This is a genomic window from Nitrospiraceae bacterium (assembly GCA_020632595.1).
GTDB lineage: Bacteria > Nitrospirota > Nitrospiria > Nitrospirales > UBA8639 > Nitrospira_E.
Genome location: JACKFF010000005.1, coordinates 124425 through 144817, shown reverse-complemented (window position 1 = coordinate 144817; position 20393 = coordinate 124425). Strand labels below are relative to the sequence as shown.

At 50.6% G+C, this 20393-nt stretch carries 16 protein-coding genes and 1 tRNA gene; 1 reads left to right on the top strand and 16 read right to left on the bottom strand.

Features of this window, described 5'->3' with window-relative positions; translation table 11 throughout:
* Window positions 1–7: 7 nt before the first annotated feature.
* The 6 genes from H6750_11400 to H6750_11375 all read right to left on the bottom strand — a co-directional run bounded on the left by H6750_11400 (window position 8) and on the right by H6750_11375 (window position 6451).
* Window positions 8–1309 carry a phenylacetate--CoA ligase family protein gene (locus H6750_11400; protein ID MCB9774913.1) on the bottom strand — a complete coding sequence of 434 codons (1302 nt, stop codon included), beginning with the start codon at window positions 1307–1309 and terminating at the stop codon, window positions 8–10.
* A 157-nt stretch (window positions 1310–1466) separates the two neighbouring features.
* On the bottom strand, window positions 1467–2204 hold the full coding sequence (locus H6750_11395) for a methyltransferase domain-containing protein (protein ID MCB9774912.1): 738 nt from the start codon (window positions 2202–2204) through the stop codon (window positions 1467–1469).
* 426 nt (window positions 2205–2630) lie between these two features.
* Window positions 2631–2942, bottom strand: coding sequence for a hypothetical protein (locus H6750_11390; GenBank protein ID MCB9774911.1), 312 nt, complete (start codon window positions 2940–2942; stop codon window positions 2631–2633).
* A 34-nt stretch (window positions 2943–2976) separates the two neighbouring features.
* Entirely contained in the window at window positions 2977–4815 is a 1839-nt protein-coding gene (locus tag H6750_11385) for an NAD(P)/FAD-dependent oxidoreductase (GenBank protein MCB9774910.1), read from the bottom strand.
* Window positions 4815–5933 carry a glycosyltransferase gene (locus tag H6750_11380; GenBank protein ID MCB9774909.1) on the bottom strand — a complete coding sequence of 373 codons (1119 nt, stop codon included), beginning with the start codon at window positions 5931–5933 and terminating at the stop codon, window positions 4815–4817. The genes H6750_11385 and H6750_11380 overlap by 1 nt, the downstream gene beginning before the upstream one ends.
* A 441-nt stretch (window positions 5934–6374) precedes the next feature.
* Window positions 6375–6451: transfer RNA gene (locus H6750_11375), tRNA-Met, on the bottom strand.
* 87 nt (window positions 6452–6538) lie between these two features.
* Between H6750_11375 and H6750_11370 the strand changes: the two genes are divergently transcribed.
* On the top strand, window positions 6539–7177 hold the full coding sequence (locus tag H6750_11370; protein MCB9774908.1) for a hypothetical protein: 639 nt from the start codon (window positions 6539–6541) through the stop codon (window positions 7175–7177).
* Between the two features lie 63 nt (window positions 7178–7240).
* Here H6750_11370 and H6750_11365 read toward each other — a convergent pair whose 3' ends face one another.
* The 10 genes from H6750_11365 to H6750_11320 form a co-directional block, all read right to left on the bottom strand.
* Window positions 7241–8431 (bottom strand): DUF4340 domain-containing protein, encoded by a 1191-nt coding sequence (locus H6750_11365; GenBank protein MCB9774907.1) that lies wholly within the window; start codon window positions 8429–8431, stop codon window positions 7241–7243.
* A 58-nt stretch (window positions 8432–8489) separates the two neighbouring features.
* Window positions 8490–10421 carry a Gldg family protein gene (locus tag H6750_11360; protein MCB9774906.1) on the bottom strand — a complete coding sequence of 644 codons (1932 nt, stop codon included), beginning with the start codon at window positions 10419–10421 and terminating at the stop codon, window positions 8490–8492.
* Between the two features lie 47 nt (window positions 10422–10468).
* Entirely contained in the window at window positions 10469–11206 is a 738-nt protein-coding gene (locus H6750_11355) for an ABC transporter permease subunit (GenBank protein ID MCB9774905.1), read from the bottom strand.
* Window positions 11207–11364: 158 nt separating this feature from the next.
* Entirely contained in the window at window positions 11365–12312 is a 948-nt protein-coding gene (locus H6750_11350) for an ABC transporter ATP-binding protein (GenBank protein MCB9774904.1), read from the bottom strand.
* Between the two features lie 99 nt (window positions 12313–12411).
* Entirely contained in the window at window positions 12412–14208 is a 1797-nt protein-coding gene (locus H6750_11345; GenBank protein MCB9774903.1) for a protein BatD, read from the bottom strand.
* Window positions 14205–16118 carry a VWA domain-containing protein gene (locus H6750_11340; GenBank protein MCB9774902.1) on the bottom strand — a complete coding sequence of 638 codons (1914 nt, stop codon included), beginning with the start codon at window positions 16116–16118 and terminating at the stop codon, window positions 14205–14207. Before H6750_11340 ends, H6750_11345 begins: the two co-directional genes overlap by 4 nt.
* 1 nt (window position 16119) lies before the next feature.
* Window positions 16120–17175, bottom strand: coding sequence for a VWA domain-containing protein (locus H6750_11335; protein MCB9774901.1), 1056 nt, complete (start codon window positions 17173–17175; stop codon window positions 16120–16122).
* Window positions 17172–17666, bottom strand: coding sequence for a DUF4381 domain-containing protein (locus H6750_11330; protein ID MCB9774900.1), 495 nt, complete (start codon window positions 17664–17666; stop codon window positions 17172–17174). Before H6750_11330 ends, H6750_11335 begins: the two co-directional genes overlap by 4 nt.
* 15 nt (window positions 17667–17681) lie before the next feature.
* Window positions 17682–18686: a DUF58 domain-containing protein gene (locus tag H6750_11325; protein ID MCB9774899.1), complete on the bottom strand. Its 1005-nt coding sequence runs from the start codon at window positions 18684–18686 to the stop codon at window positions 17682–17684.
* Window positions 18670–19644: a MoxR family ATPase gene (locus H6750_11320; protein MCB9774898.1), complete on the bottom strand. Its 975-nt coding sequence runs from the start codon at window positions 19642–19644 to the stop codon at window positions 18670–18672. Before H6750_11320 ends, H6750_11325 begins: the two co-directional genes overlap by 17 nt.
* Window positions 19645–20393: the final 749 nt, after the last annotated feature.

Sequence of the window (20393 nt, the reverse complement as noted above, 5' to 3'; positions counted from 1 at the left end):
TTTCCATCTAGACCCCTTCTCTTCCGGAGACAGGATGCGGTTCAATGGCAGTCCCGACCTTCGAGATAATCATCCTGGTCTTCTCTCCCGGGCTTAACGGAATCGTTTCGACTCGCTCAACCCGCAGATGGATTTCGCCAGGCAAGACCGCTTGAAGATCCGATTTAATTCTCGAAAGAAGACATTGTGCCTTATCGGTCAGAACGATTTGGAGGTGGACTTGGTTTATTGCATCTTGCAAAATTCTCCACTGGCCTAACTCTTCATAACGCCCCAGGACCTCGTGAAAAAATGGCCAGAAGATTCGCCTGCCGTCTTGCAAAACCACCGAATCTACCCTGCGTCCATAGATTCGCCTAAGAAGGGGAAGAGTGCGCCCACAGGGACATCGTGCGCTCTCAACCTCGCCCAGATCTCCCGTTTCATAGCGAATCATCGGCATGGTCCACATGCCTAATGCTGTGGTGATGATTGGGCCAGGCTCCCCTGAAGCCGCAGCAACCTCCACAATGTGGCTATCAGCGCTTACGTGAAATCCAGCACGACGCTCGCACTCCCACGCGAAATTCGAAAGCTCAACCAACCCGTACACATCGACAGGATCCCTTCCGAACGCCTGCCGGACCAGTTGGCGAGTGGCCGGGGAAAGGGTTTCACTATCGGAGACGATGAGGCGGGGCGAGGGCAGATTGAGCCCCAGTGTTTGGACCGTTTCCGCCAAGGCATGCAGCGTACCCGCCCCTGCAACAATCACGTCCGGTCTCGTCTCAACCGCGCGTTTCGCCCAAAACTCTGGTGGGTCCAGAATCGAACACCACTCCTTCGGAGCGATACCAAACCGTTGGACGAAAAACTGCTGACCAACAGTCATACGAATTTCAAGCGTTCGGTCAGTCCAGCGGAATCCATGTTCGAAAAGAATGCGCCAGGCAACCACACGCTGCCACTGCTGATCTATGGCTCCAAGAAAGATACGCAAGGGAATTCCTGTCGAACCGCTCGTTTCAACGATTCCACATCGTTGTGGATCAATCCCCTGTGCAACGACCTCTTCCGGCCTTGCTAGCTTGAGACGATCCTTTTGAAGGATAGGGATTTTGTCTATATCATCCAACGAACGGAATTGCTCAGGGTGATACCCTGCCTCCCGGTAAAGCTTTCGATAGAGCGGAACGTTCTGATAGGCATGTATAAGGAGGTTTCGAAGCCGCTCCTCTTGTACCTGCCGGAGATCCTCACCTTTCCAGCGACTGGAAGCCAGGGCTTGGCGAATCAGCCGAACCGTTTTCCATCCGTCCAACAACATCATTCATTCCAGTGCCGCATGTCTTTTCTGATACCCTTTTGCCTTTAACAAAACGTGTGAGCTATAAGCATGCCCGACTGACCAGCCCGCCAATATCTTCCAGCTTCCAAGCATCCTATTGAAACAATCTTCATTCTCATGGGCCCACCACAGACCGGCTTTATTTCCTTTCAGCTCGAACAGCAATAAAATGCCCGGTCAAGTACCGGGTAGGCCAGCGAGACATGGTTTCGAATACCCGTATCAAACGCAAAAATCGTTGTTGTACTGAACTGTTCGCGCAGGACCACAAAATTTTGGCAGCGAGCACGGCAAGAATCCGGGGACAATGGAGCACCGCGGTGACATCCTTCACGTCGAAGCCTGTCTGTCGCAGGAGCTGCTGTAAACGCCAGGGACCGCAGGTGGCACCCACATAGTATGGAAGGATACCCAACCGGTTTAATAATTTGAACGGAAGAACGTTACGCGCGGCAATAATCGGATTGGCAGAATTATCCAATGTCAGGATTAGCTGACCGCCTTTGCGAAGCACCCGATGCAATTCACGCAGACTCACGATAATCTCATCGAAGGTTTGAAAGTGGTCCAGAGTGGAATTCGACACCACCACCTCAAACGACTCGTTTCCAAACGGGAGGTCGCGAACATCCGCACAAGCTCCACAAACGCTCGTCTGGCCCCGACAGCTTAAATGCGTGTTCCCGAAGGACAGATCCATTCCTATGACACTATGTGCTCGGGCCTGCAAGAAAGGCGTAAGGCCCTCTCCCACCAATTCGTCAAACATGTCCGTCTTTAACAAGCGACCTACTGGTTGTGAGGGGAGCCAACGAAAGAGAAGAGATTGATTAATTGAATCGCTGTGTTGTCGCCAAAGTCGATCCGGGCGGGTCATTATCCATTCGTCTGCAATGGAATCCCAGTACCTCTTCCCTTCGGTTATCACAATGGCGCTTTCATGCCTGAAAAATTGGGAGGTAGAGCCTTTAGGTCTGGTCTATACGTATGCCCCGATCCAGACAGTGACGCCCAGATAGTAGAAGATGACAAAAATTTTCAGCGCCTTGCCGATCATCACCAAGAATATTGGGGCAGACCAATAATCCTTCGCACGGCATGGCCGCTTGCAGTAAACTCCTAATAAAATGGCTACCCACAAAGCCGCCTGCCTTCGTGTTCAAAAAATTTCATGTTTTTTATTTTCGGTGTGCTGAATTTTTCTTCAAAAGATAGTCCCTAACGATTTTTCCCTTACAGGTAACCACACGATGAATTCGTTCCGTATCTGCATTCAATCAAAAAACCCTGGGTGGAATGCCGCTTAACGATATCGGATTCCTACTACTCTGTTATATATAAACCCGATGGCCCAACCCAGAACCCCACCGGTCAGGGCCCCATAAAAAAGCCCTACCAGACTCCCTTTCCACGTGACTGAATACCCGATGAAATAATTGGAAAGTAACTGAAGATGGGAGCCAACCTTGGGCCCCCCTTCGAGAAGAAGCCAGACCGTCATAATAAAAAGGCCTAATCCACCCATCAGCCCGCAAACCACTGCCAACACCCCTCCCTGAATTTTGGCTACAACCCGGCTAAGTTCTTCATCACCTTTGGAATCCGTTCCCATCATATTTTCCCTCCAGGACCCTGCCTCTTGGTAACAGCTAATCTAGAAGATTGCGACGACGATTTACTTCCTCTCGCCACCGGATGAATTTCGCATAGGCCTGCATGCTCCAATTCCGGAGTGAGGCACCTGAGTATCCTAGCGCAAATCCCCCGACTCCTCCCTCCAGGAAACCTATCAGTGAACCACCCCACGTGACTTGAAAACCAAATAGAAAATTTCCCAGCAGAGACAAGTTGGGCCCCACTACCGGCCCGCCTTTGAGGACCAAAATCACCGTCCCAATCAAGATGAGGAGACCACTGATGGAACCGACAGCCACACCCATGGCGACAGGATCCAGCTTGGCAAACACGATCTCGATTAACTCTTCCTCATTTTCTATGGGAAGTTCATCCCCGCTCACCTGAACGCGAACAGGCACCATTCGATCGCCGCCATTGCCGGAAGTCTTACGGTCTTCCTCATGATAGGCTTTTTCGGTATTTACCGCCCATACATCATGATGGGATTCACCCATGATATTTCTCGCGGCATAGACCCCCGTCACCATGGAATGATCCTGATTGTTATAGCGATGCAGACCATTTCGTCCAATGGTCTGAAGATTTGAAAATGTTTCCAGATACTGTCGAATCGTCCGGACGTGATCCTGATAGCGATGATCATATACCGGATAGGCCTTTTCCATACGAACCACGGTCCCGTCTTCAACCTCGCTAGGATTAATGAGCCCGAGTTGGGCACATTCCCGTGTACCAAATTCGATCAACCGCTCGTTCGACCATGTCCACTCATCGTCTTTATCCCAGAGAAAATACTCAAGGCCCAGCGAAGTCCGTGAGGGATCCGGCACCATATACGGGCTCCAATTTTTATAATTCTGGATTCGTCCCATTTTGACTTCAGGTGAATGGATATAGATCCAGTTATCAGGGAATACGTCTTCGCAGTTAACCACCAGAACCACGGTTAAATAGTCCCGATACCGCAGGCCAAGGGCAGCCTCTATAACCTTCTCAGGGGGTTGAGGATCCATGGCCTCGATTAACTCGCGCAGAGGCATCGTCGACACAAAATGGCTCCCTTCGAATTCCACAAGTTCCCCTGATGAGGCTCGCGCGGAAACACAATCTACTCGCCCATGGCGGTGTCTGATACCCTCGACTTTCATGCCTTTTAATGTCTGAGATCCAAAACCAGCCACCAATTCCTCGCACCGTTCCCACATCATCCCCGGACCTAAGCGAGGATAATGAAACTGCTCAATGAGCGAGGTCACAATTTCACCCTTCTTTCCGCCCCTTTGACCAAGTAGGGCATTTCGAACGGCCTCTTTCAACGAGAGGTTTTTGATTCGTTGCGCGGCCCAATCGGCTGATATCTCGGTACAGGAAATCCCCCAGACTTTTTCCGTGTAGGTTTTGAAGAATATCTGGTACAGGCGATATCCAAAACGATTAATCACCCATTGTTCAAAGTTTTCCTCCTGGGCATTTGGAAACACCTTGACCTTGGCATAACTGAAACAGACCAGAAGAGCCTCCACGACCCCCAGTCCGGCCAACGCATTAGTGGCCTTAAGCGGATAGTCAAAAAAATGTTGGTTGTAATGGATGCGGCTTATCCGAGGCCGAAGGAGAAAGTGGTCACCGAGAATTTCATTCCATAACTCTGTCACCATCGGCACTTTTGAAAAAAATCGATGACCACCGATATCAAAACGAAAGTCTCGATAATTGACCGTTTGTGATATGCCTCCTACCTGTTTCCCGGCCTCAAGGATAAGGGAGGAAGAACTGTTTTTCCCAAGTTCATAGGCCGCCGTAAGGCCTGCAGGACCGGCGCCAATGACCACGACAGGATGAGATGCCACTATTGCCTCCCTGACGTTCTATTGATATCAAAGGATTCAGGGACAAGAGCCGGCATGGTCGACTCCTGCCGGGTGTCTCCCAAAAAAACATGGCGTGCCACACCTATGGCAAACGCCAAGCCACTATACAAATAGTACAGCCAATGCCAGGGCACACTCTGCAGGGCAAACCGGAACCCTCGTTTTTTCTGAAAAAAGCGATAGAGGGGTGCATTAATGATCACTAGCGAACCCATGATTAAGGCCGCCACCGCCAGCAATGGAACCCACCAGATCGCTCCCATCAAGGCTCCCACGAGCCCATATGTCAACACGACACAAAGGCGCTCGGAATGCCGGATATTTAAGTCATTGGTAAACCTGCGATCCCGCAGAATTAATTCTGTCCAAGGGATTGCGCGGTAAAAAAAATCTGCTTTAAGCATTGAGCAGATACCCCATCGTTTCAGATGTTTCACATGGATATCTTTACACAACAATATCTGGTGACCGGTCTTTTTCAATCGATAGCCCAACTCAATGTCTTCAATAGAAGGACGACGATAATTTTCATCAAAACCGCCGATTTCCAGGAAAATATCACGGCGGATGGCCCCGCAAGCACCCCAAAACGTCGAAGCCTCTCTTTGGGCCTTTTGATGGACGTAGTGGTGAAAGAGATTTTTGTATTGGGACAGGAAATTTGGTTCGGCAGGGGTGTCATCATACGACCCAATCAACGCAGTGAGGTCCGGATTATTGTGAAAGGTTTCTGCCACCCGTCCCAAAGTATCTGAATGCACGCACACATCGGCATCGACAAAGAAGAGGTATTCGCCTTTAGCCTGAACTGCCCCAACATTTCGGGGGTATGCCGGTCCTCCTGAAGTAACAGGAAGTCGAATGACCTGAACCCCAAACTGTTTCGCCAATTGCCAGGATCCATCGGAGTCACCATCGGCAACGACAATTATTTCCATGGGAGGAGGCTGTAAAGCAGCCAGACTTATCAGGCATTGACGAAAGGCCTCACCCCCGTTGTACACAGGAACAATAATTGAAATCGTTATTTCCGGGAAGGAAAATTTCAACGTATTACGGACTTTCTGCTGATTGTCATTTCGAGAAATCTTGTTCATACCGTAATCTATTTGGCCGGACAAACGAACCTCTCTCCGGAAAGCACCTCACAGGCACTCAAGTAATAAAATAGGAGCAAATGCCCTGAAAATTCAGGGATGGCAGGATCAACCAAGCGGAAACAAAAGGGGCGCTGAGGGTCAATTCTTTTCCCCGTGCAAATTGATGTCAGAAATCGAAGGAACCCATCGCAATCGTGAACTCATCTAGCTATCGACAAATCCTCAATGGAGTTGCTTTTTACCCCCACAAAAACTTTATCGGTTGCCAGAACGTAAACCCAAGTGAAATAAGCAACTATGCCCTTAAAATTGATATCTATAGGACAAGAAAAATTATGGTACTCGGGCTCATGGGCAACACATTTTTTGGTTTGAAAGCAGGATAATCTGTAGGAGAACATAATGAAACTATGAGAGTTTTTTGATGGGAGATCGAGGTGGTTGCGGGGGAGGGATTTGAACCCTCGACCTTTGGGTTATGAGCCCAACGAGCTACCAGGCTGCTCCACCCCGCGAGTCGATAGTAGAGGAGGGGCGGATGAGAAGTCAATGCAAAAACAGCAGTTTAGCAGAAGAAGACACTATGGTATCTTCACCGTCCTATGACATTTGCCGGAATCATTGCCATCCTTTTGTTTTTTGCTCTAATCATTGGGGATTGGTATCAATTTACCACACTGAAAAGTTGGGCCTGCCAATATGGCTGTCCATTGGCTCAACGGAAGAATACCCTGGGCGGTCAATCTGTTTCCTTGATTTCCCCTGCCTTTCAAACTGGCGCCCTTGCCTTGCCTCACGGAATTGCCCGCTGGGTCGCAGACCGACAGGTCATCGTGATCCGCCCATACTATCAACTCTTTTCCCTACGTTTTCGCACCGCATGGCCATTAAAGGGAACAATCGATGTCAGTTCAGAGGGCAGCCAACTCCTACTGCATTTGTCCAAGCGTATTCCCTGGTCGTCAGCTATTCTCACCCTCTTATGGTTACTTTTTGTCATTGGAGGCACCCTCACGTTTATTGTGTTGTTTATTCTTGATGGAGGGATGAGCACAGTCGGGGGAGTATTTTGGGTGGTCGGGATCACCGCATTGGGCTTATTAGTGCTGGCAGGAGGCTTAATTCTTTTGTCGTTTGCCTATCGGCTTGAGGATTCCCGCCTGATGCAGGTTTATCAGGAATTACTGGACGTCTTGACATCTCCTCCCATAACGAATTCTGATAATTCGACAAACCCTTAAGAAAAATGCCCCAAACACAATGGCACCCCTCTTGACTCTACATACAACACTGAATGCTGTTGCCTAGGGAATTGTTTCAAGAAGATCTTTCTTGGCTTTTGAAAAGTTCTCGACCCGGAACGTTGGCAATTCGTACGCCCAGCCTCCCACACGCTGATTGAACGCCTCAACTTCTCGCCGAACCTCTTCCGGTTTTTTTAATACTGAGTCTTCTTTGGAGGAAAGCTCTTCTTGCATTTCCTCAATTTTCTTCGCTTCTGAAGATTGAGGGGCCTTTTCGTCTTCAGTAGAATCCGGCGCTGTAACCGTTTCCCCTTTTTCAGAGAAAGGGATGGTATCAACAGGTTGAACCAGGTTTTGATCATATTCCGCAGAAAATTTTCCAAAAATTTTGTCTTCCTGTTTGACCGTTTGAACTTCAAGCCTGAGTCCGTCAAAGGTTTCCAATACAGCCGTCACTCCAGAACGGTCCTGAAAATTCACCTCCTGTGCTTCTTTCACATCCTCTAATGAGAGCTGCACGAGAGTCCCCACCACATTATTCACATTGAACTGGGAAGCCACTTTAGAGCCTGCAGGGATGGAATCCAACTGAAAATCAAGATCCTCCGGTTTATCCTTTGAGACAAGAAGAGTGTCCCCGCCGGGATGTCTGACCGTCACTTGATGCACGCGCTTAGTCGTCAGCGCCGTTACTTCCTTATCAAGCCACTCTCCCGCCACTTTTTCCAACGGCAAATTCCCTGTTATTAACCAGGTTTGGGGATCTCCCGGCTTTCGGGCATAGATTTCACTCATCCGTGGATTTCCTTTGGCAGGACGTTGATTCCCTAAAATCACCTTTGCCGCCTCAGGATTATTCGGGGTTTTCAGTGTCAAAGTTGTCGAAAGTGAACCTTCCTGGTCTTTGTCCTGTAACCCCAGTCGATCGTATAACTCCGGATTTTTCGTTTTGGGTTCCAGTATCCGCAATTCCGCCAACCCGATGAGAGTCTGTTTTACCTTCTCCACATCAGCGCGATACCCTGCCTTCTCCTTAACCCGCCAAGCATTCTCCCCACGCATCAGCGTCACGGTTTGGTCCTTTGTCTCCACTACCATTTCGTTCACGTCATTGACCACCGACAATAATTCCGGGAACAACAGCTCACCACTCTGTGGAAACTGAGAGGCCGGCTTTTGATTCACAAAAATGGCTAGAACAATGCCAGCAATGGTTAGGGCGGCCAGGATGCCTAGAGTTTTGACGTTCATACGATTTCCTTACTATTCTTGAATTCTCGAATAAGGTCCTGAATGTTCGATAACTGAGTTACTTAGCTTTTGGGAATCCCTTCTTCCTGATCCCTGAAGAACTGATCCATACCCCGACAATACCAATCAGCAACGGCACAAGCCCGATATTGATAAATTTCACCCAACGTTCCACGCTCTCAATGTTTTTACCGAGCTCATGCTGTACGCCACGCAACTCTTTGCGAACCTGGAGCAATTCCTTTCGAAATTGTCCCATGGCCTCCTGCTGTTCAACACTCAGGATCATGGCATTTCCCTCAGGCTTTTGACTCTGCAGTTCCTGGATTTTCCTCTCCGTCGCCTTGAGCTGTTCCTGGAGCACTTGCTCCTTTTGCCGGAAGCGTTGCTCTGCTTCCTGTTGCAACAGCCGCAAAAGCGTGAATGGCCGGGAGTATCCCGCACGGCTTCTCACACTAATGAGATCATTGCTTCCCGTCAGATTATCCAAGGCGTTGGTGACAAACGTGCCATTGCCTGAGTTGGGAATACCTATCCGTTGTCCAAAGAAGTTTTGGACTTGAACCCAAAACCGGTCCTGCAAGATATCCGTATCGGCCACCACAATCACATTGATGGAATCTTTCGATTCCGTGAGGTGATCTTTGGTCTGGGTTTCAGCTTCTGAGGACATATCCGGATTCTCACTCGCATTCGCCTCCGCTTGAGGCTTTCCCTCAGGAAATGCCGTTTTCACGGTTCCCGTTACCCTGGCGGCTACGGAAAATTTTTCCCCTTCAGGGCGATAACTGTTGAGTAAGCCGCTGACATCCGGCATGACTGATAAGCGTGAGGCCTCAATCTGCATGGCGGCTTCATCCGATTGGATGAGCGGCTCGACCGTGGTCCCCGTCTCCCCCTTCTTTCGGATGATGCCTGCTGATGCCACCGTGATCGATGGCACCTGAGCCGTAACGATATCCTTGTCGCTGAAATGGTCCTGGCGGAAATCAATCCAGACAGGATAATCTACCACCTGCAAACGGTTCTGCAGTTGGACCTGCACCTTTTTGGCCAACGGCAAATCTCCCAACACCTGCCCTTTCACCAACTCAAGCCCCCAGGCGCCAAATAACGTAGGCATATCCGAATTCCGGGGGCCGCCGCCCATCGGGTTCATGGGGTTTCCCCCTCCGCTATCGGATTCCGCCAGAGGATCCACGAAAATCATGGCATGCCCGCCTCTCAAAACATATTGATCGATTGCATAAAGAGTGGCTTCACTCAGGGACTTGGGATGCACAATCATTAAGACACTAATCTCTTCAGGGATAGTCGTTGCCGTCGTTTCAATTTTTTTCACTTCGAACATTTGTTCGATATGAGAGAGAATAAGCCAGGGTTGCCCCCCTCCCTGCTGTGCCATAAACGGCATGCCCCCACTCCCATCAATGGGCAAGGTGCTCAGCAGGCCAAGAACTTTTTTCTTGGGATTGGCCAACGTGTGAATCATCTTCGTCAGGTCATACTCCAAAAATTCTTCCCGCTCTGGTTGAAAAAATGAAATCACTTCCAACTCATCCGTGGAACTGGTCCCGGCCAATCCAAAATAAAATTGGGTGCTGCCACCATCAAGCGGAATACCCTGCAGACCAAACGCGACTGCCCGGTCTTCTTCTTCTGAAAACGGTTCAGGATCTATCACCTCCAAGTACAGTTGGTCTCCCGCGACTTGTGCATATTCCTCCAACATCTCCTGAACGCGTGTTGCGTAGCTTTTTATGCCCGGCAAGCCGGTTGCCAGGGCTTTGGAGAGATAAAACCTTAGTGTAATGGGTTCACTCAAACTCTTAAGAACATTCTTGGTACCTTCAGACAGGGTATAGAGGTCATGTTCTGTCAGATCGAAACGAGCAGAACTAAACGCGGCATTACTCACCATGTTGAAGACGCCGAACAGAACGGCTGCCATGATGAGACCACTTCCCGTGAGTACTTTTTTATTCATCATCACTCCTCACTTGCAAAGTTTCACACCGGATCCCTCAAACCGTCCCCTTAGGATTCGGCTTTTTTGATATCAATGACCGTGGCCGTCGCAAACAACCAAAAGGTAATCAACGAGAGAAAGAAGAGAATATCGCGCAAATCCAAGACACCTTTGCTGATCGATTGGAAATGCGTCAAAAAGCTAAATGAACTAATAGCACTCAGTAGAAATTGTGGCGCCCAACCGCTAAATAGTTCCAGAACGAGTGGGAACCCACTCAAAATAAACCCCAGGGAAATGACGACGCTGACGACAAAAGCGATCACCTGATTTTTTGTGAGTGCGGAGATGCAGGAGCCGATGGCTAAAAATCCCCCGGCCATCAGCAGACTGCCGAGATAGCTGGCAAGGATGACGCCATTATCAGGATCACCCAACACATTCACCGTAAGCCACATGGGAAAGGTCAGAACCAGGGCGATTCCAGAGAAACACCATGCGGCCAGAAATTTTCCTGCAACTGCCTCCCACATGGTGACGGGCAGGGTCAGCAACAGTTCAATCGTTCCGGAACGACGCTCCTCCGCCCATAAGCGCATCGCCAACGCCGGGATTAACACCAGATAGAGCCATGGATGAAAATCAAAAAACGGCACCAGGTCGGCCTGGCCGCGCGCAAAGTAATTTCCCAGATAAAACGTGAAGGCTCCACTGAGCAACAAAAATATGACAATGAACACCGCCGCGATGGGCGTGGCAAAATACCCGGCCAATTCCCGTTGAAAAATTACTCGAATACGTCCCACAACTCCTCCTTCACTGTCGGAAATGTCATTCAGCTATCCTCTCCCCAAGGCCGTTCGGCCTTAGGAATCACATTAAGATGGGATCCCGTTGGTATGGGGATTGTCTACCGAAGCAGCCCACTCGCCCATCGTTTGGGTCCCTCTAAAACCAGGCCCTATTATGAAAAGGTCTGCTTGGGAGTCGTCAACAAACGAAACACCTCATCCAATTGCCCCCGGTCGGGATAGAGTTCCCTTACCTCCCACCCCTGTTCGCGGGCGCAATGTCCAATATCCGGGAGGATCCACTGTCCGTCATCCGGATAAATGCGAAATTGCACTAAGTCTCCGTCCCGGCCCAACTCTTCAATCTTTTTGACTCCTTTCACCGTCATCAGGTGATGATGGAGGACCATGGGATCCACGCCGGCTATCGTGCCAAGGACCGTATGGTGAGTAGGAGATTTTCCCTCCAATTCCGCTGGTGTGCCATCAAACACCACTTTCCCCTTCGCTATGATCATTGCGCGCGTGCAGAGTGCATGTACTTCTTCCAAGATATGTGTCGAAAGAATAATGGCCTTCTCCTTCGCCATGGCCCGAATCAGCGTTCGAACTTCATGCTTTTGATTGGGATCCAATCCATCGGTCGGTTCGTCTAAAATCAAAATTTCCGGGTCATGAAGAATTGCCTGAGCCAGTCCTACGCGGCGCTTAAACCCTTTCGACAAGGTTTCAATCGATTGGTTCAACACCGATTGCAAATTCACCTTCTCAACCGTTTCCGAAACCGTTCGCTTAAGGGTTGCTCCACGATATCCTCGCATCTCCCCGATAAACGTAAGAAACGAGGCTGGAGTCATATCCTGGTAGGCCGGAGCCCCCTCTGGCAGATAGCCTATACGCTTTTTGGCATCGATGGGTTGAAGGTCAATATTATGTCCACAAATATGCACAGCGCCGCTGGTCGGCGTGAGAAAACCCGTAATCATTTTCATGGTTGTGGATTTACCTGCTCCGTTCGGCCCTAAAAACCCGAGCACTTCTCCTTTACCTACGGTAAACGACACACCATCCACTGCGACAATCGGCCCAAATGTTTTTCGCAAGTTTTCAATTTTAACCATGATGTCCATCCTACCCTCTTTATCTCAATAATCTCATACAATAATCTGTCGCACCTGTTGGGCTCTTGCTTTCTGTTGATTTAATCAACCCCCTCTAAATCAATTGAGATATAATGGGGGCAACTCCTCTGCATGTTTGTGAGATTTCGGTGGCTTAGCTGTCATGGCCGGCTTGACTGTTTCCCAAAATTGTCGACCATCCCAGTTCTCTTTTGCTGCCGAGGTCGTGTATAAGGTCCGATCAAGGTTCCAAATGGCCGCAGAAATTGCTGCAGGATCAGGAACAGGCTGACTCAATAGACGTTCCACTGACTTCAGGCTCCGACAGGGACGCCCTTCTTCCTTGAGGGAAGCCCATTGTAAGAGTGCCGCTCGGGTTTTTTCCGCTGATTGCTCCAAACAAGCAGCCTTCACACCTTGAATGGCATTTCGTTCCGATGCCAATTTCCCATCATTCCTTTTTGCCATATCTTGACCGCGTCCATTCCGTTTTTGGCGCTCTCTCCACCAGGCCACCAGAGTCGCCAACCACAACATAAAACATCCCCCTGTTATCCATGGCCATGGTAACGGCTTGACACTATTAGAGGTGCCGAATTGGACATCCTTCTGCTGACGATCACTCTCTGCTGAATTCACAGGCAGGGCCGGAGCAGACGTAGGAATCTGCCCTGAGGACGCAGGTTGCTGTGTGCCGAGAACCGTCAGAACCCTAGCAGGGAGAGTGGCCTCCTCCCACCGGTCCGTCTCAATGTTCCACCAGGGGACATGAATCGCGGGCAACGTCACTGTACCCGGCTGCGTGGGCACCAACACATATTTTTCCTCCCTGGACCCCACAACCCATTTCCCGTCGAAATCTGTCTGGGTTTTTGCCTTGTCGGGATAGATCTTCACAATGGGTTGTGGGGGAACGGTCACTTCAGGCAATTGCTCTCCGCGCTGACCTGTCGCACGCATCACGATTGTTCGAGTAGGGGAATCCCCTATCTGAAGTGTATCGGTATCACCCGACCATATTTCCGTGAGGGTGAGATTTTTCGCCGGCAGCCAAAATCGCCCCTTCAGATCTGATGGAAAATTTCTGACGTTAATCGCAATTTTCGGACTTCGTCTGTGAATTGAGCGTGAGGTTTTGAAAGGATCACGTCCCAGACTTCCCGGCCGATTACCAAATAATTCCTCAAAGAGCGTTCCACGGGTTCGGCCTTCCTGCACGATTCCGGAAAAGAGGACAGGAGGAATGACCTGCCTCCCGCTTTGTTGGGGTGTGATCACATAACGACGTTCGGTGATATGATATCGTCGTCCATTTCGGGTCGATTCATACGAGACGTCCTTGCCGACGCGTTCCACAATTCCCCAATCCATTTCCGGTTCATCTAAACGGCCTTCCTGCACGGATATGGCGCTGACTAACCTCAGCGTCAGAAGAACTTGCCCCTGTAGATAGGGAACATGTGAGTCCACATCTGCTTCGAGAAAAATATCCTGGCTCTCGTTGGCCTCTCCGGTGTGATTCGGCTCATTGACCTCCAATTGAATGGGGTCGGTTTGATGAGCGCCCACATGGATAGGAGGAATGGTCACGGCTCCTGTTCGCTTTGGCGCAAGCGTCGCAATCCATCGGACCAATGAAGTAGTTCGCATATTGATGATCGAAGTTTGTTGACTTTGGGTCGTGCCCAATACATCGAAGTCTGCGTCTAAGATATGCCACTCGGGGGATTCCCCCGATGACGTCTGATCCGTCTCCACGATGAGCTGGAAAGTCTCATCTGCCATGACCGGATTCCGATCCACATAGGCCCTGGCTGATTGGGCCGAAACAGGGGTAGCAAGCCCCATCAATCCACAGCAGACCACCATCGCTCCGATCCATCTCAAAATTCTCACCAGCGCTTACCTTGAGTAATGGTAGACCTTCCAGCCTCTACCCGGCGTTGATGCTCCAAAAGGAACTTTCGGCGTAACAATCCACCGGGATCATCAGGAATACGGCGAAGCCATTGCTGAAGAACCTGTTCAGACTTCTGTATTTCCGTTGGGTGGGCAGCGTCCCCCGCAGAAGAAACCTCTGAATGTTCTCCCTGATTTTCCGACTTAGCTTCCATTGTAGTTGAGGCGGACTGCGGATTCTTAGCTTGCTCAGCTTTCAAAGGGTCCAGCCCTTGCGCCTCTCTCTCAATATGTTCTTCAGAAGATTTCGGATCCCCATTCGACTGATTAGAGGTCCGGGCAGAATCCGACCCTGACCCTGCCACCCGGTCTGCCTCTTCTTGTTTCTCTTTTTGAGAGTCAACTGTTTTCGAATCGGATGGTTTTTGGGTTGGGTCTGAAGGATTCTCTGAATTTTCTCCTTCACCCTCCGTCTCATTCCCATTATTGTTCCGTTTGGCCGAGGACCCATCCGATTGTTGGGGTGGCTCTCCTTCCTGTTCAGCAGATGATGATTCATCCAAGAGTTGTTTGATGATTTCCAGATTATGTTGGGCGTCCGCATGATCGGGCTGCTGAGTAAGAGCTGCTTGATACGAGTCCAGGGCTTCTGCATAGCGACCGAGATTAGCCAAGGCATTGCCTCGATTATACTGACCTTCCGGCGTATCCATTTTGGAAAAGGCTTCTTCTGCTTCCTGATATTTCCCTGCCCGATAATGGGCTATGCCCTTCCAGCCGGGGTCTTGAAACAAGGCCGCCGCTTCCTCCGGAGCGTCACGATTTAAAGCCTGAATCCCCTGTTGATCGGGACGAACCCAGAGATTATCCCAGGAAAAGGCCTCGCTTACCTGAGGAAGAAGCAGGAAGGCCAGCAGCATTCCTAGCCATCCCGGTCGAAATGCGGGCAACGCCAAAACCAGAAGCAGAAAGACGAGCCAGGGTCCTTCCTCTCGCCACAGATCGGTTGTTCGCTGTTCCGCTGTTGAAGACGATAGCGCCCTCCTGGGCACATCGGAAGGAAAGACCCGATTGATATCCCGGTCGTCAGCCGTTACCGTGGCATAATGACCACCTCCCGCTTGGGCGATGGCTTGAAGAGACGGAATATCCAATTTGGGAATAACCACTGCTCCGTTCTGATCTTTGAGGAATCCGCCTGTTTCCGGAATAGGAGCCCCATCGACCGTCCCAATACCAAGCACCGACACACGTACCCCTTGACGGTGTAACTCGCCTACCACTTTCAGGGTGACAGGATCTCCCTCGCCGTCCGTCAGCAAGAGCACATCACCGCGCTCCTGCCCGACGTGCTGAAGGAGTTCATGGGCCTTCTTCAAGGCGAGATCAGTTCGGCTACCCTGGACCGGCATAAGTTCCGTCTCAAGAGATTGCACAAGGGTCACTATGGTGTTGGCATCATTGGTTAAGGGCGAGACGACGAACGATTCACCGGCATAGACTATAAGAGCGGTTTGTCCTTCTTTCCGCGCCATCAGCATATCAAGAATCTTGTGTTTGGCTCGCGTCAACCGTGAAGGGGTCACATCCTGCACATCCATTGAACGGGACAAATCCAAGACCATCACTAACGCCGATTCCGTCCTGAATACCGGCTGGGGTAATTGGGACCAGACCGGCCCGGCCAGTGTACAGACCGCCACAATCCAACCTAATCCGAGAAGCAGGAGAGGCATGCGACTCGTAGCTCCCTCCGTTCCCACCAACAAATGCGGGAGTAGATGAGCGTCACACACCGATTCCCATATCTGATCCGTTGTCCCCTTCTTGGCGACTAGTAGAAAGAGTCCCAATAAGGGGAGTAATCCCCATAACCATTCCGGTCGTAGAAAATGAAACATTGACATCTTATCGTCCGGCTCCTGCTTGTGCGGAGATGGCTTCCGCCTTCCATCTCGATCGGAGGACCCAATTCCTATTCCAGATAAAAGACATGGCCATAACACAGGAAAGGGCCAGCGCGAATCCTAACGGCCATATATATAATTCGATCGTCGGTCGAAACAGTTCCGTTTCCGTAGCCGCCGGTTCAAGACGATCTAATTCTTTATACACTCTCGTAAGTCCCTCGGTGTCTTTGGCACGCAAGTACAATCCTCCGGTACGTTGCGCGAGTTGGCGCAGGGCATCTTCATCCAAATCACGAGAAGGATTCACCGTCTGTGTGCCGAAAAATGATTCAATCTCCATTCGATCCGCACCAACTCCGATGGCATAGATTCGAATACCTTGCTCCTCAGCCAAGGTCGCCGCTTGCGCGGGCGACACTTCTCCCGCGGTATTGGCCCCATCAGTTAATAGCACTAATACCCGGCTTCCCGCGGGTTGTTCTACGAGCCGTTTCACCGCAAGGCCGATCGCATCGCCAATGGCGGTTTCCTGTCCCGCCAAACCAATTTCTGTTTCCGTCAACATGGCCTTGACCGTATCCCGATCAAAAGTCAAAGGGGTCTGCACGTAGGCCTGGGAACCAAAGACAATCAACCCTATACGATCGCCAGTTCGGCCAGCGATGAATTCCCCGGCTGCGGCTTTCACCACCTCCAAGCGGGTGACTTCCTGTCCTTTTATGGAAAAATCTGGAATCTTCATACTACCGGAAACATCCACTGCCAACATCAGGTCACGTCCACTGGTAGGCAATCCAACAGGTTCGCCAATCCACTGTGGACGGGCAGCCGCAATGAGCAAGGCGGCCCAGATACATATCCCCGCCCAAAACAATGTTGAGTGCCGTGAACGAGTCGGCCCAATCAACTGGTTGGACTGAAGGGACATAATGTCTTCAAAATGCGGCACCCTCATGGCCCGGCAGGATGAATTGGAGACAGGGGTTGCCCAACGACGCACCATCCAGGGACACAGAACAAGCGCCAACACCCATGGCCAGGCCAGCGTCATCATGCCGTGCCCTTCTCTGTGGGTGAAGTCACCTGCTTAATCCACTGTTCGACCAGGGGCACCAGTTCGGCAGCCGACACCGCCTGCTGTTGGTAGGGCCCTGAACTTAACAGATGGCCAATCCCGTCAGTGAATTGATTGGTTCGACCCGACCGGTCCAAAAACTGCAGCCAGGCCATTCCCGCGAGCCCTGCGACTTCGGTTCGAGGGAAGCGGGCCAAGGCATAGCGACGGACCATGACCGAAAGGCGTTGAATCAGCCATTGGTCATCTCGATGGGTCTCATAGTACTGTTTGATCGCACTCAGTTCATTCATCGCAAGTCGACACGACTGTTTTCGACGTCGATTTCTCAGAATCCACAGGCACAGGATGACTCCCATCATGACCAGACCCAATGTGATCCACCAACCTGGAGCCGGAGGCCACAAAGAAATCGGAGGTGGCAGATGCACATCCCGGAGCCCTTGTAAGGGAGAACTTGCCGTCGGCATGTTAGCCCATTCCCGTCATGCCATACTGTGATGGGCACTTCGCCGATGTCCAAGATCCTGGAACCCACCACGCATTTGGAAAAGAATATCGTCGTGGGTTCCCAAAGGAATGAATCCGATTCCACGGGATAGGCACAGGGTCCGGACATCTTCATATCGTTCCCTAAAGCACTCTGAATAGGATTGGATTGTTTTGGCAGATCCTGTATTCAATATTCCCATGCGTATACCGTCCGTCACAGGATATTGGCCGGCGGGTGGGGGCTCTTGTTCCAATTGGTCATACGTGAAGATGGCCACCACATCCTGATGCCCGCCCAATCGGATGAGAGTCTGTTTGGCCTGATAATCCCAATCGCGAAAATCGCTTAAGAGAAAAATGAGGCTTCCGGGCTTGGCGGTTGCCTGGACTCGATTTAAGGCCAACTGAAAAGGTGAGGTAATGGGAGTCTGGCGCTCAAGTATCTGTGGTGGGTGGACGCTATTTTGAGCCAGGATATTGAGAAGTCGGAGCACTCCGGTTCTCCCTCCCCTGGGTCGGAGTTCCACATGGTCCACATCTGAAAAAACCACTCCCCCGACCCGGTCTCCTCGCTCGTGCGATGCCCATCCCAGTAATGCCGCCGCATGGGCGGCAATCACCGACTTAAAGGCCACCTTAGTCCCAAATCGCATTCCCTTTCTATTATCCACGACGATGAAGACAGGTCGCTCCCGTTCTTCGCGAAAGACTTTGAGATAGGGTTCATGAGTTCGCGCCATTACCCGCCAATCCATGAGGCGCACATCATCGCCCGGTTGATACCGGCGAGATTCCTCAAAATCCATGCCTCTGCCTTTAAACGGAGATCGCTCTCCACCAGCCAAAAGGGTATGAACCCGCTTCCGGGTCTTGATTCCCAATACCCCTGTCTGGTGACGCATGTTGATAAGATCGGCAAGCCGAACTTCTACTCCCTGTCCTGTGGGATGGTTCAGCTGGCATTCTGATGGAGTTGTCTGTTTACGGAACGGCCACATGATTTAAAATTTCTGAGATCACCTGATCGGTCCTAATCCCCTCCGCCTCTGCTTCAAAGGTCAGTAAAATCCGGTGGCGCAACACATCATGGGCCACGACTTGTATGTCCTCCGGGGAGACATAATCGCGTCCTTCCAGCCAGGCATGCGCCCTGGCACACCGCTCCATTCCAATGGTTGCCCGAGGGCTAGCCCCAAACCGGATCCATCGCTTCAGCGTGGAGCTATAGGGCCCGGGTTCGCGTGTGGCCATAACTAATTGGACGATATATTCTTCTAGTGCGGGCGCAACATATAAATCCCACATCTGTCGTCGAGCCGCCACAATCACCTTTTGAGGAACGGGGGTGGGGGCTGCCCTTACCTCCCCGGGAATGGTCCTGGCTTGTCGACGAACAAGTTCGACAATCTTCCGCTCTCCTTCCACATCGGGGTATTGCACCCGGACATAGAGTAGAAAACGATCCAATTGCGCTTCAGGCAAAGGATACGTTCCTTCCTGCTCGATGGGGTTTTGGGTAGCCATGACTAAAAACAACTCGGGCAAGGGATAACTGGTTCGCCCGATTGTCACTTGATGTTCTCCCATGGCCTCTAATAGGGCGGCCTGCACCTTAGCGGGGGCGCGATTAATTTCATCGGCCAGGACAAGGTTGTGAAAAATCGGCCCCTGTTGAAAGCGAAACGAGCCGTCGTGAGGACGATAAATATCGGTCCCGGTAATATCGGCGGGGAGTAAATCCGGGGTAAACTGAATCCGGTGAAAATCAGCTTCAATCCCGGAGGCCAAGGTTTTTATAGCGGTAGTTTTGGCTAAACCCGGCGCACCTTCAACAAGAAGATGGCCATCAGCCATTAAGGCAATCAAGAGCCTGAGGGTAAGACCCTCCTGGCCAATTACCTGTTGATTCAGAAAGACTCGGAGCCTTGCTATCTGCTCGTGTTCAGATCCAGACATATGTCTTGATTTGAACCCGGTGGGTTCCCATATTCAAAATATTTCCGATTCCCCTTCTTCGATGATAAGGGGGAATCTCAATTTGTGTTGCCGCAAATCCTGAGGACCTTTTTCTAATAATAATTTACCATTTTTGAGAGTCAAGGGGTTGTGCGGGAAAATGGTGCCTACCCCAAAAACCCAAAGTTCCTTTACCTTCTCGTTGACCCCTTGAAGGGCAGACGGATCAGGTCGCGAGAGGGATCCCAACTTCGACCATACTCCACATGATGGGGAGCAGTGGGCAATGAAAAGGATATGTTCCGGAGGGAAGATCCGTTATTACAAAGATTTCATGCGGACAGGCACCTGCATCAAATGCACATGATCCACCCTCTTTGGAGCCGTCATTCGTCATCGCATGGGGGGGTAGCCCTGGGATTCTCCTATATTACAGGATTCCTAAGGTCACGAAAGCCTGTTGAGGGTCAAAATACAGCGCAAATCTCTCAATTAAGATTGAATTGGGCTTGGAACTTCTCCAAGCCACCAAGCGCTCATTAACAAGCATAATCCCAGACAAAACTTTCGCCCACGGCGTGCCGACAACCATCATATGTTTTTATTTCCAAACTGGTGATGTTTCATATTCTCTTCTGGTAATTCCATTTTTTCCGTGAATTTAATCTTTGTGTAATCTTGGAGTTTTTCATTTCAAAAACTAACTCAATGTGTAACCTTTACCAGGATAGTGTTTAAGTGACTCACTC

Bases quoted from the DNA above. Each gene is read 5' to 3' on its own strand.
- H6750_11400 (MCB9774913.1), bottom strand. From the start codon at position 1,309: ATGATGTTGTTGGACGGATGGAAAACGGTTCGGCTGATTCGCCAAGCC.
- H6750_11395 (MCB9774912.1), bottom strand. From the start codon at position 2,204: ATGACCCGCCCGGATCGACTTTGGCGACAACACAGCGATTCAATTAAT.
- H6750_11390 (MCB9774911.1), bottom strand. From the start codon at position 2,942: ATGATGGGAACGGATTCCAAAGGTGATGAAGAACTTAGCCGGGTTGTA.
- H6750_11380 (MCB9774909.1), bottom strand. From the start codon at position 5,933: ATGAACAAGATTTCTCGAAATGACAATCAGCAGAAAGTCCGTAATACG.
- H6750_11370 (MCB9774908.1), top strand. From the start codon at position 6,539: ATGACATTTGCCGGAATCATTGCCATCCTTTTGTTTTTTGCTCTAATC.
- H6750_11365 (MCB9774907.1), bottom strand. From the start codon at position 8,431: ATGAACGTCAAAACTCTAGGCATCCTGGCCGCCCTAACCATTGCTGGC.
- H6750_11360 (MCB9774906.1), bottom strand. From the start codon at position 10,421: ATGATGAATAAAAAAGTACTCACGGGAAGTGGTCTCATCATGGCAGCC.
- H6750_11350 (MCB9774904.1), bottom strand. From the start codon at position 12,312: ATGGTTAAAATTGAAAACTTGCGAAAAACATTTGGGCCGATTGTCGCA.
- H6750_11340 (MCB9774902.1), bottom strand. From the start codon at position 16,118: ATGTCAATGTTTCATTTTCTACGACCGGAATGGTTATGGGGATTACTC.
- H6750_11335 (MCB9774901.1), bottom strand. From the start codon at position 17,175: ATGATGACGCTGGCCTGGCCATGGGTGTTGGCGCTTGTTCTGTGTCCC.
- H6750_11330 (MCB9774900.1), bottom strand. From the start codon at position 17,666: ATGCCGACGGCAAGTTCTCCCTTACAAGGGCTCCGGGATGTGCATCTG.
- H6750_11325 (MCB9774899.1), bottom strand. From the start codon at position 18,686: ATGTGGCCGTTCCGTAAACAGACAACTCCATCAGAATGCCAGCTGAAC.
- H6750_11320 (MCB9774898.1), bottom strand. From the start codon at position 19,644: ATGTCTGGATCTGAACACGAGCAGATAGCAAGGCTCCGAGTCTTTCTG.